Source organism: Paenibacillus sp. Soil522 (genome assembly GCF_001428245.1).
In the GTDB taxonomy this organism is placed as follows: Bacteria; Bacillota; Bacilli; order Paenibacillales; family Paenibacillaceae; genus Pristimantibacillus.
Genome location: NZ_LMRV01000024.1, coordinates 32,022 through 48,358, shown reverse-complemented (window position 1 = coordinate 48,358; position 16,337 = coordinate 32,022). Strand labels below are relative to the sequence as shown.

Below are 16,337 nucleotides of genomic sequence, written 5' to 3'. Positions count from 1 at the left end.
CCCTCCTTTTATGAATGCGCTTCCAATCTATGTTTTAAGTATAAACACTGCCTCAAGCGGCCGATATACATAAAAACGTAAAAAGTGTATGAATTTCTGTGAACGATTCTAAACAGCACAATAACCTTCATATGCGTGAAGGTTATTGTTAAATGCGGATATTAAACTCGTTAGGGTAAAACCATAATCGGTTTGCTGCCTCTTGCCCATGGTATCCGGCTACCGCCATCCTATGACGCCTATGCAAAAAGGCCAACCAGATCATTCTGGCTGACCTCATAATACGAAAGCCGCCCCGTGGGGCGGCTTCAAATCCATCATTTCCGCTTAGCTCAAAACACCTAAACGCTCATCATGTTCGGTAAGAACAGGGATATCCACGCGGATTACGGTTCCAACGCCATGAGCGCTTCCTATTCGCAGGCCATATGGTGCGCCATGATGAATACGGATTCTGTCGTGCACATTGCGTAAACCGATTCCGGTAAACCGGTATTTGGAGCGTTCCTGTTCAAAATTGTCGTGCAGCGCTTTACGAACTTCGATTTGTGAAATGCCGATGCCGTTATCGCGAACATAAAGCCTGATAATACCCCGCTCCAGCTTCCCTTTAATGACAATTAGCCCTCCCTTATGCGGTAAAATGCCATGAAACAAGGCATTCTCGACAAGCGGCTGCAGCGTCAGCTTCAGAATCCGGTATTGCAGCAGGCAGGGCTCAATATCCAGCTCGTATTTATACTGGTTGCCATAACGCACCTGTTGGATGTACATATACATGCGCAGCCCTTCCAATTCTTCTTCGATCGAGACATATTCCGATTGTTTATCGAAGCTGAAGGCTAACAGCTTGACCAGGGATCTAATCGTCTCGCGCACCTCATGAATCCTCTGCTGCTTGGCAAGGCTGCTTATGCAGGCCAGCGTATTATATAGAAAATGAGGCGCGATTTGGCTCCGCAGCATTTTCAGCTCATATTCCTTTTTCTGCTCTTCCGCCGACTTCGTCTTTTGCAGCAGCGTTTGAATCCGCTCCAGCATGTCATTATAGCTCTGTGTCAGCCGGCCGATCTCATCCTTTCTTGTAACGGGCAGTTTAGCGACAACCTGGACATCGTTTAACCGGTCCATCTTCTCCACGAACCGGCGAATTGGTCTTGTGAAGGAGCGGCTCAGCAGGTAGGCGCTTAATAGCAGTACAATCATCCACACAATGCTGGCTGTGCGGTAATTGTTATAAAGCTTCTGTAAATCCTGATAAAAATAGTCTTCCTCAATAAACGCGGCCAAGGACCAGCCAAGACGATTTTTCGCCGACTTTACGGCCACAAGCGGCTCGGAGCCGGTTCCTTCGATTTCGCTGACCCCTATCTTAAGTGAAGCCAGCTGCTCCCGAAAGCTGTCCTGCAGCACAGGAGGATACGTCCCCGCCTGAAAAGGAAGCAGCTTATCCCGGGGATCAAACCGGTTAATGATGTTCCCGTCTCTCGTTATTAAAGCATACGATTGATAGATCATCGGAGTGATTCGCTCCGTAAGAATACCCAGATTCACCTCGGCAACGATAACGCCCTTCACTTGCCAGTTTAAATCGGTAACCGGCAAAACATATGCCAGCGTTTGGCCGGACATCGGCGAATAATAGGGCTCGCTTACGTTAATCGCTCCGTAATTCTCCAGCGCAAGCTTATACAGCTCCGGCAGCATCGGATTGCCTATAATATCGTAATTTACCTGTGCATTCGAAAATACTTTCCCGTCGGTACGGATCAAATAAAGCGTCTTTGCTATCGAACTGTTATAATTCGCAAATTTACGCAGGGTGTCGGCGGCAAGCGACTCGTTGCCTTCCTCGAGCAGATCGGAACGGGTAGACAGCTGCAGGAGCATATTTTCAACATTGTCGAGGCTGGCATCAATATATTGATTCGTCCGGCCTACAAGCAGCTCGGCATCGCGAATGACTTGATTTTTCAACAGATTTTCAGCCTCACTGAGATTGCGCCACGCAAGCACCATCACGAGCACAAGCGTCACAACGAATAAATAGATAAACTGCTTCGTGGCAAGACCGAGGCCACTGTACCAATTGACCAACCTAAACATATCCTCTATCCCCCCGTATCCAAGCTCGCAGGCCGATTAAGGATTCCGTTTATAATCCGTCGGAGACACCCCTGTCCAATTGCGAAACGTAACGGTAAAATAGCGATAGCTCGGAATTCCGACCTCTTCCGCGATCTCGTACACCTTTTTGTTCGTTCGTTTCAGCAGCTCGACCGCCTTCTCCATCCGCAGCCTTGTAATATATTGATTTACGGTATCGCCCGTCTCTTCGCGAAATAAACGGCTGACATAATGCGGGCTTAAGCCGACCTGCTCGGCAATGATCCGTAGTGAGATAGGCTGCTTCATGTTTTCTTGAATCCATTGGATCGCGGAGCGGATTTCGACGCGCGAGCATGTCCCGCCGCTCCCGGCTGCTGTAATATTATGAACCAGGCAAACAATCATTTGCTGCAAGGATTGCGCTCCCATCAATTGCGTGACGGCCCGGCTGTCGAGCTCGGCACCCTCATGCACCTTCAGCCATTCCATTTGCCAATTCAGCATGCGCTGCTTGAGCTGCTGAGGCCGGATGCGCCGCGCTGCACACCACTCGGGAAATTCCCCTTGCAGGCAGTTCTTTAGAAGTGCAGCAGACCTGCTGGCCATTCTTAGCAGCTCATTCATTTCCTTCGTATGCTTATCCGTCATCCCGGTCAAAAAAAGCGGTCTGCCTATCAACACGCCGCTCACAGGCAAGCCATCGTAAAAAAGCGCTTCCTTCCATTCGGTCGTATAGGCTAGTGAATAAGCAAGCTCTTCCTTCGAATTGAACGGTTCGCTGACAATCGCATGCACCGTTACGATTGCTTCAGGCAGATCTGCATATTCCTCCATAATGACAGCCAACGTTTGCACGACTCCGCGAAACGATTCAGCCGCATGAGCTTCGGATTGCTGCGCCGCCACAAGAATGAAATATTCCTTCTCGCCAGTCGGCAGCCAAGTCAGCCATTTTGGATCAGATTCTTCTCTGTCATTCAACGTCTGATGAATGCGCTGCCTTGCGGAAATGTAAGACGCATCCGGCGCATCAATGATCAGGCGTACCAACAAATAAGGCATCGCTCCATCCAGTCCGAAATGCTTCCAATCCGCGCTGCTGAGCTCATGACCAATCAGAAGCTTGCCGAACGCTGCCGCTTGCAGCAGCCGCCGTTCAAATTTTTCATTTTCCCGCAAACGGCGATCCTTCTCGACCGCTTCTCTTACTTTGATCAAAGCCTGCTTCATTTCCTCTTCTTCCATCGATACCTTTAATAGATATTCAAGAGCTCCAAGCCGGAGCGCATCCTGAACATAATGAAAATCGCTGTGACAGGTCAGTAAAATAATTTGAATGGCAGGATATCTTTGCCTAAGCTCCCGTATGAGTGTAATTCCGTCCATAATCGGCATCGTGATATCCGTAACGACGACATCCGGCGCGCAGACCCCGCACATTTGAAGCGCTTCTTCGCCATTGCCGGCCTCGCCGATTAAGACGGCGCCGCAGTTCTCCCATGGGAAAAGGCGAAGCTCCTGCCTAAGCGGAACCTCGTCATCGACAATTAGAATGTTCAACGGTTTTGCAGCCATGATATCGTCTCCTTTCAATTCGCTAAAGCCATTACTAGTTTATGACGTAAGCGATTCCAAAAGCAACAGGTTAGGATAAAGAATAGACTCTGATCTCGTAAATCTCCGCACGCGGACTGCCATTCGTCGCTTCTACGCATAGTTTTAGTTTGTCGGATATAATCGCGTCCTTGAGGCGATGCACTTTTTTTCGTTTATAATTATTCTGCTCCGTTACGATCGTAACCCACTCTTCGGCAATGTAAGCTTGAATCCGATAGCTTTGCACAACTTCGGGAATGGCCGCGAAAGGTGTTCGATGATGATGCAGGTTGATTAGATCTTCATTTACGTCATCATTAAAGGTTAGATGAATTTCTCCAATTTCCTGCTCATTATCCCAATTTAATTGTATCCATTCTTCAGTACCTACGGATAAGTTTCTGGATACCCAGATATGCGGGCCTGCAAAAGGCCGGATATAACCGTCGGTAACCTGGCTTGCCGCGTATGACTCCGTATTTGGCGTTACCCGCAAACATACCGGCCGTCGGTTCCAATTACGCATGCTCCATTGCGCCACCGGCTGATCGGGCTGATGATCCTCCAGCAGCGAGGATACGACCGGCCGGGGTCCCTTCTCGAAGCAAAGCACGCCGGTTAACGGCTCGTCCGATCCGTGCAGCGTGATGGCCTCATTCGTTTTGACAATAACAAAAGCGTTGCAAGCTGACTCCGGCTGCCAATTCAGGTCGAGTTTAACCCACTGTTTATTGCCTGCAGCAACGGTTGCGGAGGCTGACTTCACCCACTGCTTGGGCACATAATTCTCCCCTATGCCAGTATGCCACAGCTCCGCCTCAAGCGTCGTCATTTGCTTTGCATCGACGAGCAGCTCCACCGAGGCCAGCTCAGGATGAACCGGGAACAATATACCGATATCCTTATCGAGCGGATTTGTATATACGGCGGTTTCAATCGCAATCCTCTCCAGCGTGCTGGATGTGGTAACACGGGCGAATTTCGCCAGATCGTCCGGATCATCTCCGGCCACTCCGATAATTGACGCATCCTGCCTCAGCATAACCTGCTGCAAATCATTCATATATTCGCGGTTAAGCATACGCGGAGTAATTCCTTTCTGAAGGGAAAGCGCAGCGCCGCTGCCTGCCGCTTCCCCGATAACGGCACAGGTCGCCATCACTCTTGTCGTGCCGAAGGCGACATGTGTCGCGCTGATGTCCCGGCCCGCAAACAGCATATTGCGGACATTGTTTGAATACAAGCTTCTGAACGGGATGTGGTAGACACCGTCCGAATAGAGATGCTTGGAACCGCTTTCTGCCGAGTACATGCCTTGCGGGGGATGAAGGTCGATCGACCAGCCCCCGAAGGCGATACGGTCTTCGAATGGCTCCTGCGCGATGATATCGTTCTGGTTCAGCACATAATCCCCGAGAAAACGCCGATATTCCCGTTTACCGGGAATCGATCCGACCCATTCCAACGTCATCTTTTCCGCATCGAATTGGCCTGAATTTTTAATATAGTCCCATATCCCGTAAATAACCGACCACAGCTCATCGCGTATTCTTTCGTTGTCATGGACCGTATCCAATTCTCCGCCCCATTCGATCCACCAATAGTGACATCCCGAATCCCCGCTGCGGATGACCCGCTTCATCGGAATCGTCGTTTGCGTGATGTCCTTGGCAAAGCTGGGCGGAATAAATTTGACCGGCCGGTCGGCCTCCTTCGTATAAAAGAGCAGCGTGCTGCCGAGCGTAATGTCATCAGCCTCCTCCGGCGCCCAATCCTCGTTGTATTCATCCTTCGCTTCACGGCCGATTCTGTATTTCGCTCCGGCAAGGAAACCGACGAGACCGTCGCCGGTACAATCGATGTACATGCTGCTGTCGAAACGGATTTTACGCTCTGAGCCCATCATCCAGCCTGTTACGGCTCGAATGACCCGGTCATTCTCCGGTCCGTCCGCTTCCACCTCATGTACATCGGTGTTGAGAAACAAACGGATATTTTTCTCTGCGCGAACGGTCTCAAGCACAACAAGATCCCATAAATATGGATTCCCTTCGGGGTTACGGTATTGGTTTTCGACGAACATTTCACCCATGATGCCGGTTTCTCTTGCAAAACGCTGCGTTCCATGCGCCGTTGCGCCGCATACCCATACCCTGACCTCACTGCTTGAATTGCCACCGAGAACCGGTCTGTTATTTACTAAGGATACAGTCTGCCCAAGGCGGGCAGCAGCGACGGCGGCACATACACCGGCAAGCCCTCCGCCGATAACGGTAATATCGGATACAATATGTTCACTCTTCATAAGACAATCCCTCCATTAAATAGATTTGAATTCATCATAATATGGAGGCTAGTGCTTTAACATGCACTGCGCTATCATATAACCATATACTTTATTTCACCCTTGGAGGTGCAGCTAGATGATACTTCAAAGCTCAAGCTTTTATCCTATTCTTTCTCATCATATATTTTGGAACAGCAAATCCCGGTTTCAATTAAGCGTGGATACATATGAGTATTGGGTGCTGTTTGCAGTGGAGAGCGGGAGCTTCGCCTATCGGATTGGGGAAGCGGAGGGAACGGCCCGCATGGGAGACGTTATCGTCTGTCCGCCGGGCCTCAGCTTTCATCGCAGCGTAATCCATGCATTAACTTTTCATTTCATCGGTTTTACGCTCGAATCGCTTTCAAGCGATACACTCGGCAAGGCTGAACGCAAACAGGCCGTTCAGCTTCAGCTGGCCGAATCGGCGTACAAGCTGAACATTCAGCACCGCAATCGTCTGGCCGAGAACTTGAAGATCCTGAAGAAGCATTCCCTAAATACCGAAGATCGGAATTCATATTGGCAAAATCATGTGCTGAACGATATTTGGCAATTTTGCCGGCAGACTGCAACCGCCCCCGTCAATCAGGAGATGAAACTTACTGATCCGCTTATTGAACAGGCCAAGATCTTTATTCAGCAAAATTGCTATGAGGATTTTAGCATGCACAATCTTGCAGCTGAGCTCGGAATTAGTCCGGTGCAGCTTAGCCGCAGGTTTCAGAGAAGCGTAGGAACAGCGCCGTCCCGCTACCTGGCCGCTCTTCGAATAAATAAGGCCAAATCACTGCTGACCGAAACCCGCTTGTCCCTGGAGCAAATTGCCCAGGCATGCGGATACAGCAACGGATTTTATTTAAGCCGCATATTTACAAAAAAAATGAAGATAAGCCCCTCAGAATATCGGAAGCTGAATCGGGTATAAGCGCTGTTACGCAAAAAATCCCCGAAGGACATATTCCTTCGGGGCTTGCTTTGGATATTTCACATTTACTTTTTACCAGGTCCTACATGGTTTGCACAAGCGGCCTTGCGTTTACAGCGCACACTTTAAAGCCAGGCATTCTGCATGTCGGATCCAGTGCTTGATTCGTAATTTTGTTAACATTTTGAATATCGCCCCAATGCATGGGAACAAATACGGTATCCTCCCGAATCTCCCTCGTCAGCTTGCTGCGGACTACGATGCTTCCGCGCTTCGACTCCAGCCGTATTAACGAATCATCCTCGATCCGGTATTTCTGAGCTGTTTTCGGGTGAATTTCCATGAAGGATTCAAAGCTGCGTGCTGCCAGCGTATGGCTTCTCCGGGTTTGAACGCCGGTCAAATAATGCGAGAGAACGCGGCCGGTTGTCAAATATAGCGGAAACTCCTCGCTTACCTGTTCATCAGGGAAGTGATTGTTTACCGCAATCAGCTCCGCCTTACCGTCCGGATGCGCGAATGTCTTCTCGAATAACCGCTTCTCACCCGGATGATCGAGGCTTGGACAAGGCCAATAAACCCCTTCATCACGCCGCAGCCGGTCATAGGTGATGCCATAGTAATCAGCAATTCCGCCGCGGCTCGCAATACGAAGCTCCTCGAAAATTTGCTCTGCAGCCGTATAGGAGAAATAAGCTTCTTTTCCAAGGATATGGGCGATGCCGCACAAGATTTCCCAATCATGCTTCACTTCGCCCGTCACTGCCCGGCTTGCCTCCCGCAGCAGAACGCGGCCTTCCAAGTTCGTTAACGTGCCTTCATTCTCCAAATAAGAAGAAGTAGGCAAAATTAAATCAGCCAACCGTGCCGTTTCCGAGAGGAACATGTCGGCAACGACGAGGAACTGCAGCTTGCGCAGACCCTCTTCCACCAGGTTTGCGTTAGGATTGGATACGATCGGATTGGAGCCCATGACAAACAGCGCACGAATCTCCTCTTGATAGATTTTCTCCATCATTTCATAAGCGGAGACGCCTTTTCCGGGCAAATCGTCAGGCTGTACGCCCCATACGTCTGCGATATAAGCGCGATCAGCCGGATTTTCAATCGAACGGTAACCCGGAAGCTGATCGGCCTTTTGACCATGCTCTCTGCCCCCTTGGCCGTTTGCTTGGCCGGTGACCGCACCGTAACCGCAGCCTTCTTTACCGATCTTACCTGTAATCAGCACCATATTAAGGAAGTTCCGCACGGCCATATAACCATCCGTCTGCTGCTCTACGCCTCTTGCGGTAAATACCATTCCGGTTGCTGCTTTGCCGAAAGATTCGGCCGCTAGGCGAATTTGCGCAAGCGGAACGCCCGTAATATCCGCAATATCGTTCAAGTCAACAGTCGCAAGATGCTCCTGCAGCTCATTAAAGCCTTTGGTGCGGTCGCGGGTAAACGATTCATCCACATAACCTTCGTCCATCAGCACTTTCAGCATGCCGTTGACTAATGCGGCGTCCATCCCCGGTTTTACCTTTAAATGCAAATCCGCCAACTCGGTCGTGCCAGTATTTCTTGGATCAATGGCAATTATGAATGCGCCGTTCTCCTTCGCCCTCGTAAAATAAGGCATTAACGTAGGCTGGCATTCCGCAATATTTGTCCCCGCCAAAATGATGCACTTCGCTGATGAAATTTCGGATAGCTGGTTGGTCAATCCACGGTCAATTCCGAACGCCTTATTGCCGGCCGAAGCTGCCGCGGACATACAAAACCGGCCATTGTAATCGATATATTTGGTTCGCAGCGCGACCCGCGCGAATTTTCCGAGCAAATAAGCGGATTCGTTAGTCAGTGATCCTCCGCCATATACGCCAATCGCATCGCTTCCGAACTGCTGTCCAATTTCCGTAAAGTTGGATTGAATCAGCTGGTATGCCTCCTCCCAGCTGATTCTCACGAATGCTCCATCCACTTTCGCCATCGGGTAAGTAATACGTTCGCTGCTGAGAGCATGCTGATACGCGTTCATGCCTTTGATGCATAACCGGCCTTCCGAAGCGGCATTCGGCTTCGGAAGTACGGTATACGTATTTCGTTCGGCGCCAAAATGCTCCATGACCTGCATTTTACATTGCACGCTGCAAAAAGGACACTGTGTGTCCATAATATGATCATATTGTGCAGATGCTTCTGCTTTATTAGTAAGTACCGTTAATGGTTTCATCTGATCACCTTATCACTGCAGCTGTCGGCTGCTGATTTGCTTGCTCCGGCGAATCTGAAAGCGTCTTCTCCATGCGGCTTCCTAATATTTGCAAGAGATACGGATCAAATAACGCTTCTCTAATTTGCATCAGGCCGAGCCGTTCAATCCATTGCGGCACCCGCTCAGCATAATAACCTGTTTCTCTGTAATACTGCAGGAATGCAGCTACAAGCGTCTGCAGCATCTCATCCGTTTCTGCTGTATATAACAGCTGGCCCGGCTTAACATGGCGTTCTCCGCTGCCGCCTACATAAATCTCCCATCCACCGGGCGCTCCAACGATTCCGATATCCTTCGTAAGCGATCCTGCATGGTTGTGAGGGCTGGCGGAAACCCCGATTTTGATTTCATGCGGCACTTGCAGCCGCTCCAGCTTCTTCTCCAAGGCGACCCCGAGTGCGATCGAATCCTGCATGGCATCTACGGCGTATTGAATACCGCTGCATGTTCCAACCGTGCCCACCGTCTTCCCGTATACCGGTCCGCTGTTCGGTAAATTCAGATCTGTCATAACGTCCTTGACATCCGCTGCCGCAATACCGAACAGGCCAAGCTGTGGTCCTTCCAGCAGCTTCACGAGCGGAATTTCAAATTTCTCAACAATGTCCGCAATTTGCCGCAGCTGTTCCGCGGTCGTTATGCCTCCATGCATTTTAGGCATAACCGCATAGGTGCCATCGGCTTGCCTTCCCATCGGCACACTCTCGTCTGCATGCAGCACAGCCGAGCCATGTACGCCTAGATAGTAATGCAGCGCAGGGCGGCATACGTCGCAACCCGCCTCCGTTTGCCAATCCAATGCGGACCTGATTTCAGCCGTATCGGCGAAACGGCGGTTCTGAATCTCCAGCATAAGCTCATCGTGGCTATATGTTGTGCAGGCGCAGACGGTTTCTTTCTCAATCGTCTGCTCAAAGCCGTGAAGGTGCACGTAATCCAAAATGCTGCTGACCATCGTTTTGCAGCTGCCGCATGAGCTGGATGCTTTCGTACATTTTTTCACTTCATCTACCGTTTGCAAGCCTTGCTCCCTAATAGCCTGCATAATCGTCCCTTTAGTAACCCCGTTGCAAGAGCACACCAGTTCCTTATCGGACATGGCCGCGATTAAAGAGTCCCCCGCTTCCTGGCCGCGTGCTCCGGCACCGTTCATTTCTTTCTCGTAGACAGAAATATCCGTCTGCTGCTTGATCATGCCAAGAAGCTTCGTGCCCTCGCTAATGTCGCCAAACAAAACCGCTCCGACAATTTTATTATCGCGGATGACAATTTTTTTGTACGTATTGCGGATACCGTCAATCCATTTCAACGACTTTACCTCGTCGCTGTCCATAAATTCGCCGGCAGAGAATACGTCTACTCCCGAAACTTTCAGCTGGGTTGCCAGCACTGAACCATGATAGCCTTCGTTTTCCGTACCGCACAACGTTTTTGCAAGTACCTTCCCCTGCTCATAAAGCGGCGCGACCAGCCCGTATACAATGCCGCGATGTTCCGCGCATTCGCCGACCGCATAAACATTCGGCACATTCGTCTGCATAAAATCGTTAACGACGATAGCGCGGTTCGTTTCGATCTTACCGTCCTTAGCCAGCTGTACGTTAGGTCTGACGCCTACTGCCATGACAAGCAGATCGGCATCGGTTTTGGTGCCGTCTTTGAACTTCAGCCCCACGATACGGCTCCGTCCGATTATCTCTTCCGATTGCTTCTCGAGCAAAAAGCGCATTCCTTGCTTTTCGAGCTCAGCCTGCAGCATTTTGGCTGCTGTCCGGTCGAGCTGTCTTTCCATGATACTGTCAAAAATATGAACGACATCCACTCTCATGCCGAGGTTTAACAATCCGCGAGCCGCCTCAAGCCCAAGCAAGCCTCCGCCGATGACAACCGCTTTCTCATATTTTTTGGAGGTTTCGACCATCGTTTCACAATCGCGAATATCCCGGAAAGCGGTAACGCCCTTTTTATTTGCACCCGGCAGGGGCAGCATAAAAGGCAAAGAACCCGTAGCAAAAATAAGCTCATCATAGATGACGCTTTTCCCGGATTCGGTTACGACACTCTTGCGTTCCGTATCTACATTCGTTACCGTTTCATTTGTGAAAAGCTGGATATGATTGTCTTTATACCACTGCCAGTCATTGATCGTAATATCTTCTATCGTCGTGTCGCCCTGCAGCACCTTCGATAACAAAATGCGGTTATAGTTCGGATGGGGCTCTTTGCCGAAAATCGTAATTTCAAAAGCTTCCCGATCGATGTTTAATATTTCTTCGACGCAGCGTACGCCCGCCATTCCGTTTCCGATCACAACTAATTTTCTTTTCGCCATCATTAAACCTCCATTTAGATAGAAACGACTGCACCGCCTTTAAATAGAAAGAGCAGAACCGTTCGCATCTCCGGTTTTTTCCGGTACGCGCTGCCGGCACCGGGCATCTATGCTGTATACTCCATGCTCTTCTGAACTCCCGTTTGTTTCGGCCTTCTGGTAAAGTAATTAAGGATTAAACATGCCAGGGCAAATATCATCATAAAAATAAATCCCAAATTGTATTGACCTGTCATGTCTTTGACGAAACCGAGTACGATCGGCGGAAAAAATCCGCCAATGCCGCCTGCGGCGCCGACAATTCCCGTAACCGCTCCTGTATTTCCGGAAGATATTTCGGGCACCATTTTGAACACGGCCCCATTGCCTAAACCAAGCAGTAAGGAAATAAACAAACATAGGAAGCTGAAATAGACGAAATGATTAAGCGTTATAGATAAGAGAAGAGCTGCAGCTATAATCCCGCAAAAGACATACGTTAATACTTTCCTGCTGCCGAAGCGGTCAGCCAAATAGCCGCCTGCCGGCCGAATCAGCGTAGCCGCCAAAACAAAACCCGCAGTCCGGAGTCCCGCATCGAAAGCGCTTAGCTGAAACAGATCTTTAAGAAACGTCGGCAGATAAACGCTAAAAGCGACAAAACCGCCGAAGGTCAGAAAATAAAAGATAGACAAATACCAAGTTGCTTTATCCTTCATGACGGATAATGATTGTTTCAAGGTTTTTGGTTCGGCCGGCTTCGGAGCATCCGTGGTAAACGTGTGGAAAACCAAAGCCATAACCGCGATACCTATTGCCAGGCTAAAAAATACCCATGAAATGCCGTACGCCGATGATATGGAGGGAAGCAGAAAATTTGCTCCCGCTCCCCCTAAATTGCCCATACCGGCAATGCCCAATATAAATCCCTGGCTTTGCGGCGGATACCATCTGGATACAAAAGTTAATGAGATAGCAAACGTGGTGCCCGCCATACCGATAAATAAGGCGCAGACCAGCATCCATACATAAGAATCAGCAAATCCGGCCGCTACCACAGGCAGGATCAAGAACAGCATCGTGAGCGTGAACACTTTCCTGCCACCATGACGGTCAGTTAAAATACCCATCGGAATCCGCATAATCGATCCGAGCAGAACAGGAGTTGCAATCAGAATGCTCTTCTCAAGCGTACTCAGATTGAAAAGCTCCTGAATCTGCCCTGCAATCGGCGGAAACACTGACCAGATCATGAAGGACACGGTCATAGCGAACGTTGAATATATAAGTGCTTTTGTTTGATTCATTGCCATTGGTCCGTTCTCCCCGATGTCTCCCTTAGGATGCTTGATAGGCCTTATCTTCCACGTATAGAATTAAATCGCCGCTTTCAGCGTCCGCTTCAACCTTGAAGGAAACGACACAGCCTTCATCCGGGTCTTGTACCTTGCCGTCGTTCAAATCGATTTTCCAATCATGCAGCGGACAAAATACGTGATGATCGCATACGATACCTTCGGAAAGCTTGCCTCCTTTATGCGGACATTTATTTTCAATCGCTTTTATTTCACCGTTCGATAGCTTGAACAAAGCAATTTCCAAATCCCCGATAGAGATTACTCTTGAACGCATGCTCTCAATTTCAGAAATATGACCGATTTTAACTTGTTTCATGCTGATGACACCCTTTCTAGTTCATTGTGGGAATAGGTAGATTTTCGAATGTTGTGCGCAATTTATCAGTTTCCACAATTTCTTTCCATGGATCTTGGGTCAGGCTGAGCGCAAGTTCAATCCGCTCGACGAGTGCCAATCGGTCTTCTTTCTTCTCCAAGGCAGCCTTAATCGTATCCAGGCCGACTCTTTCAAGCCATTCCGCCGTACGTTCGTTATATTTGCCGGTTTCACGGTAATACTGCATGTACGCTCCCGTCCATTCCAGAACCTCTTCCTCCGTCTTCACCTTAACGAGCAGGTCGGTGACTCTTACTTTCGTACCGCCGTTTCCGCCGACATGAATTTCCCATCCGCCGTCGATCGCAACGACGCCCAAATCCTTGATCGTCGCTTCCGCACAGTTACGAGGGCAGCCTGATACGGCCATCTTAAATTTCGCCGGTGTGCTCAAACGTTCGAAGCGCTTCTCCATTTCGATACCCATGGCCATCGAATCCTGCGTTCCGAATCTGCAGAACGTCGATCCTACGCATGTTTTAACCGTACGCAGCGTTTTACCGTATGCGTAACCCGACGGCATGTCGAGATCCGTCCACATCGAAGGCAAGTCTTCCTTCTTAACGCCCAGAAGGTCGATCCTCTGTCCGCCTGTAATTTTTACTAGCGGCACTTCATATTTCACCGCTACTTCGGCAATTTTCTTCAGATCCTGCGGTGTCGTTACCCCGCCGTAAATTCTCGGAACAACAGAGTACGTGCCGTCCTTCTGAATATTGGCATGATTTCTTTCATTAACGAATCTTGATTGGCGCTCGTCCTCGTGATCCTCCGGCCATACCATGCCGAGGTAGTAGTTCAAGGCCGGACGGCATTTCGAGCAGCCTTCCGGATTGTTCCAATTCAGAACGTGCATAACTTCCTTAGAAGTCGTTAATTTCATTTCGCGGATACCGTCAACCACTTCATCACGACTAAGCGTTGTACAGCCGCAAATGCCTTCCTTGACCGTTTTCACGCCGTCCGCGCCAAGTACATACGTCAGCACATCTGCAATTAGCGGTTTACAGCCGCCACAGGAAGCTGAAGCCTTCGTACACGCTTTAATATCATTGACGCTCGTGCATCCTTTTTCATTGATCGCAGTTACAACTGCGCCTTTAGAAACGCCGTTACATCCGCAAACAATTTCATCATCGCTCATCGAGGCAATCAAATCAGCGTTGGAAGGAGCCGATCCGCCCGAGCCGAGCAATATTTCTTTTTCTTTCCCCGTTACATCCTCGCCGCTGCGGATCATGGCGAACAGGCGCGCGCCGTCGCTTATATCGCCGAATAACACAGAGCCGACAACCTTGCCGCCCTGAATGACGACTTTCTTGTATACGCCGCCGAACTCATCCTGCACACGAACAGCGCGTGTATCAACATCATCCAAGTATTGACCCGCCGAAAACACATCCACACCCGAAACCTTCAGCTTCGTAGAAACGACGGAGCCGTGATAGCCGTCCGTTTCTAGGCCCGCCAGTTTCTTAGCAAGCACGGCGGCTTGCTCGTACAATGGCGCGACTAGTCCGTACGAAATGCCGCGGTGCTCCACGCATTCGCCAACCGAGTAAACATTCGGAATATTCGTTTCCATGAAATCGTTGACGAGAATACCGCGGTTAACTTCAATGCCGCTCTTCTTAGCCATCGCCATGTTAGGTTTAATGCCGACTGCCATAACGAGAAGATCTGCAGGCTCTTCGGAGCCGTCCGTAAATCTTAGACCCGTTACCCGCTCTTTCCCTAAAATCTTCTCTGTATGTTTGCCGAGAAGGAATTTCATACCTTGCTCCTGAAGTTCCTTCCGCAGCATAATCCCAGCCGTTTCGTCCAGCTGTCTGTTCATCAAAATTTTGTTGCTATGAACGACGGACACTTCCATATTCAGATTCAGCAGTCCCCGCGCCGCTTCCAATCCGAGCAAACCGCCGCCGATAACAACCGCTTTTTTGTACTTTTTCGCTGTCTCCATCATCGTTTCGCAATCTTTAATGTCGCGGAATGCGATAACGCCTTTTTTGTCCGCGCCTGGCAGCGGAAGCATGAAAGGCAGCGAGCCGGTTGCAATAATGACATCATCGTAAGGTACTTTAATGCCGCTTTCGGTGCTTACGATCTTGCGTTTCGTGTCGATGTTGCTTACCGTATGCCCCGCGTGGAGAATAATGTTGTTTTCTCTATACCAGTCCCAACTATTGATAACAATATCATTCATATCCGCATCGCCTGCAAGAACAGATGACAGCATGATTCGATTATAGTTCGGATGAGGTTCGCTTCCGAAGATGGTAATGTCATACCGGTTCGGGACCAGCTTCAAAATCTGCTCGATACAATTCACACCCGCCATACCGTTACCTATCAAAACCAGCTTCTTCTTCATCCCATTCACACTCCTAAATAGTTAAGCATTCGTAAATTTGACCATCGATATTTAAGATAAGCTCTCAACTTGACGTCATATATACTCACACATTTAATCCTTACCTCTAATTTAACGCATTTTGACGTATATTTCAATGAAAATTTGTGAGGTAATTTAACATTTGTAACAAAATGACGTATGTTATAAATTCTAAATGTATAATCGTTCGCTTTTTACCCGATTTTAGCACTTGAATGCGTCATCAATTGTATATTGATTCCAGCAACTTCGAAATGTGAACACTTGTTTTCTTATTATGTTAATTTATCTCACACTTACAAGTGATGATTCTACGGCAAGGCGTATGGATCTTTTGCGATTCAGAACTTAAATAAGCGAAAAATCTGTTTAAACAAGAAAAAGGTGTTTCCTTGTGAAGGAAACACCTCTTTCACATATTCCCGGTATTCAGGCTTCGAACATAAATGAAGTTTATTGTCGTTTGCTTGCGATTATATTAACGTTCAAGAAAAACAGATTATACGGAAAGTTTAGTCAACTTCCAGTACTGTTCGTTTCCTACAAATGCCTCGTTAAGATTACTTACACAATCGTCTTCTACCTTATTATAATTAACTACTGACAGCATACCTGCAATAATAAATAACAATTTCATCGCAACCACTCCTCATGACTATTAGTTGAAACCAACGATGC

General features: G+C 48.9%; 9 protein-coding genes. 1 reads left to right on the top strand and 8 read right to left on the bottom strand.

Annotated features, from left to right (window positions below; translation table 11 throughout):
- Window positions 1–327: 327 nt before the first annotated feature.
- From ASG81_RS04060 to ASG81_RS04050, 3 genes are all read right to left on the bottom strand, one after another.
- Complete coding sequence (locus ASG81_RS04060) at window positions 328–2,106, bottom strand: cache domain-containing sensor histidine kinase (RefSeq protein WP_056629480.1); 1,779 nt, start codon at window positions 2,104–2,106, stop codon at window positions 328–330.
- A gap of 36 nt (window positions 2,107–2,142) precedes the next feature.
- Entirely contained in the window at window positions 2,143–3,684 is a 1,542-nt protein-coding gene (locus tag ASG81_RS04055; protein ID WP_056629478.1) for a response regulator, read from the bottom strand.
- A gap of 70 nt (window positions 3,685–3,754) precedes the next feature.
- Window positions 3,755–6,010, bottom strand: a complete 2,256-nt coding sequence (locus ASG81_RS04050; RefSeq protein WP_056629476.1) for an FAD-dependent oxidoreductase — start codon at window positions 6,008–6,010, stop codon at window positions 3,755–3,757.
- Between the two features lie 118 nt (window positions 6,011–6,128).
- Between ASG81_RS04050 and ASG81_RS04045 the strand changes: the two genes are divergently transcribed.
- Window positions 6,129–6,959: a helix-turn-helix domain-containing protein gene (locus ASG81_RS04045; RefSeq protein WP_056629474.1), complete on the top strand. Its 831-nt coding sequence runs from the start codon at window positions 6,129–6,131 to the stop codon at window positions 6,957–6,959.
- An 82-nt stretch (window positions 6,960–7,041) separates the two neighbouring features.
- On the opposite strand, the gene nasC is transcribed toward ASG81_RS04045, so the two are convergent.
- The 5 genes from nasC to nirB (ASG81_RS04020) form a co-directional block, all read right to left on the bottom strand.
- A complete protein-coding gene (gene nasC / locus ASG81_RS04040; protein ID WP_056629472.1) occupies window positions 7,042–9,177 on the bottom strand; it encodes an assimilatory nitrate reductase catalytic subunit NasC in 2,136 nt (711 codons plus the stop codon).
- 4 nt (window positions 9,178–9,181) lie between these two features.
- Window positions 9,182–11,551, bottom strand: coding sequence for a nitrite reductase large subunit NirB (gene nirB / locus ASG81_RS04035; RefSeq protein ID WP_081417122.1), 2,370 nt, complete (start codon window positions 11,549–11,551; stop codon window positions 9,182–9,184).
- 107 nt (window positions 11,552–11,658) lie between these two features.
- A complete protein-coding gene (locus ASG81_RS04030; protein ID WP_056629723.1) occupies window positions 11,659–12,837 on the bottom strand; it encodes an MFS transporter in 1,179 nt (392 codons plus the stop codon).
- Window positions 12,838–12,868: 31 nt separating this feature from the next.
- Window positions 12,869–13,204 carry a nitrite reductase small subunit NirD gene (gene nirD / locus ASG81_RS04025; RefSeq protein WP_056629471.1) on the bottom strand — a complete coding sequence of 112 codons (336 nt, stop codon included), beginning with the start codon at window positions 13,202–13,204 and terminating at the stop codon, window positions 12,869–12,871.
- Window positions 13,205–13,220: 16 nt separating this feature from the next.
- Window positions 13,221–15,638: a nitrite reductase large subunit NirB gene (gene nirB / locus ASG81_RS04020; protein WP_056629467.1), complete on the bottom strand. Its 2,418-nt coding sequence runs from the start codon at window positions 15,636–15,638 to the stop codon at window positions 13,221–13,223.
- Between the last annotated feature and the right edge of the window lie 699 nt (window positions 15,639–16,337).

Excerpts from the sequence above, each read along its gene's own strand:
- ASG81_RS04055 (WP_056629478.1), bottom strand. The coding sequence starts at position 3,684 with ATGGCTGCAAAACCGTTGAACATTCTAATTGTCGATGACGAGGTTCCG.
- ASG81_RS04030 (WP_056629723.1), bottom strand. The coding sequence starts at position 12,837 with ATGAATCAAACAAAAGCACTTATATATTCAACGTTCGCTATGACCGTG.
- ASG81_RS04045 (WP_056629474.1), top strand. The coding sequence starts at position 6,129 with ATGATACTTCAAAGCTCAAGCTTTTATCCTATTCTTTCTCATCATATA.
- nirD (WP_056629471.1), bottom strand. The coding sequence starts at position 13,204 with ATGAAACAAGTTAAAATCGGTCATATTTCTGAAATTGAGAGCATGCGT.
- nirB (WP_056629467.1), bottom strand. The coding sequence starts at position 15,638 with ATGAAGAAGAAGCTGGTTTTGATAGGTAACGGTATGGCGGGTGTGAAT.
- ASG81_RS04060 (WP_056629480.1), bottom strand. The coding sequence starts at position 2,106 with ATGTTTAGGTTGGTCAATTGGTACAGTGGCCTCGGTCTTGCCACGAAG.
- nirB (WP_081417122.1), bottom strand. The coding sequence starts at position 11,551 with ATGGCGAAAAGAAAATTAGTTGTGATCGGAAACGGAATGGCGGGCGTA.
- ASG81_RS04050 (WP_056629476.1), bottom strand. The coding sequence starts at position 6,010 with ATGAAGAGTGAACATATTGTATCCGATATTACCGTTATCGGCGGAGGG.
- nasC (WP_056629472.1), bottom strand. The coding sequence starts at position 9,177 with ATGAAACCATTAACGGTACTTACTAATAAAGCAGAAGCATCTGCACAA.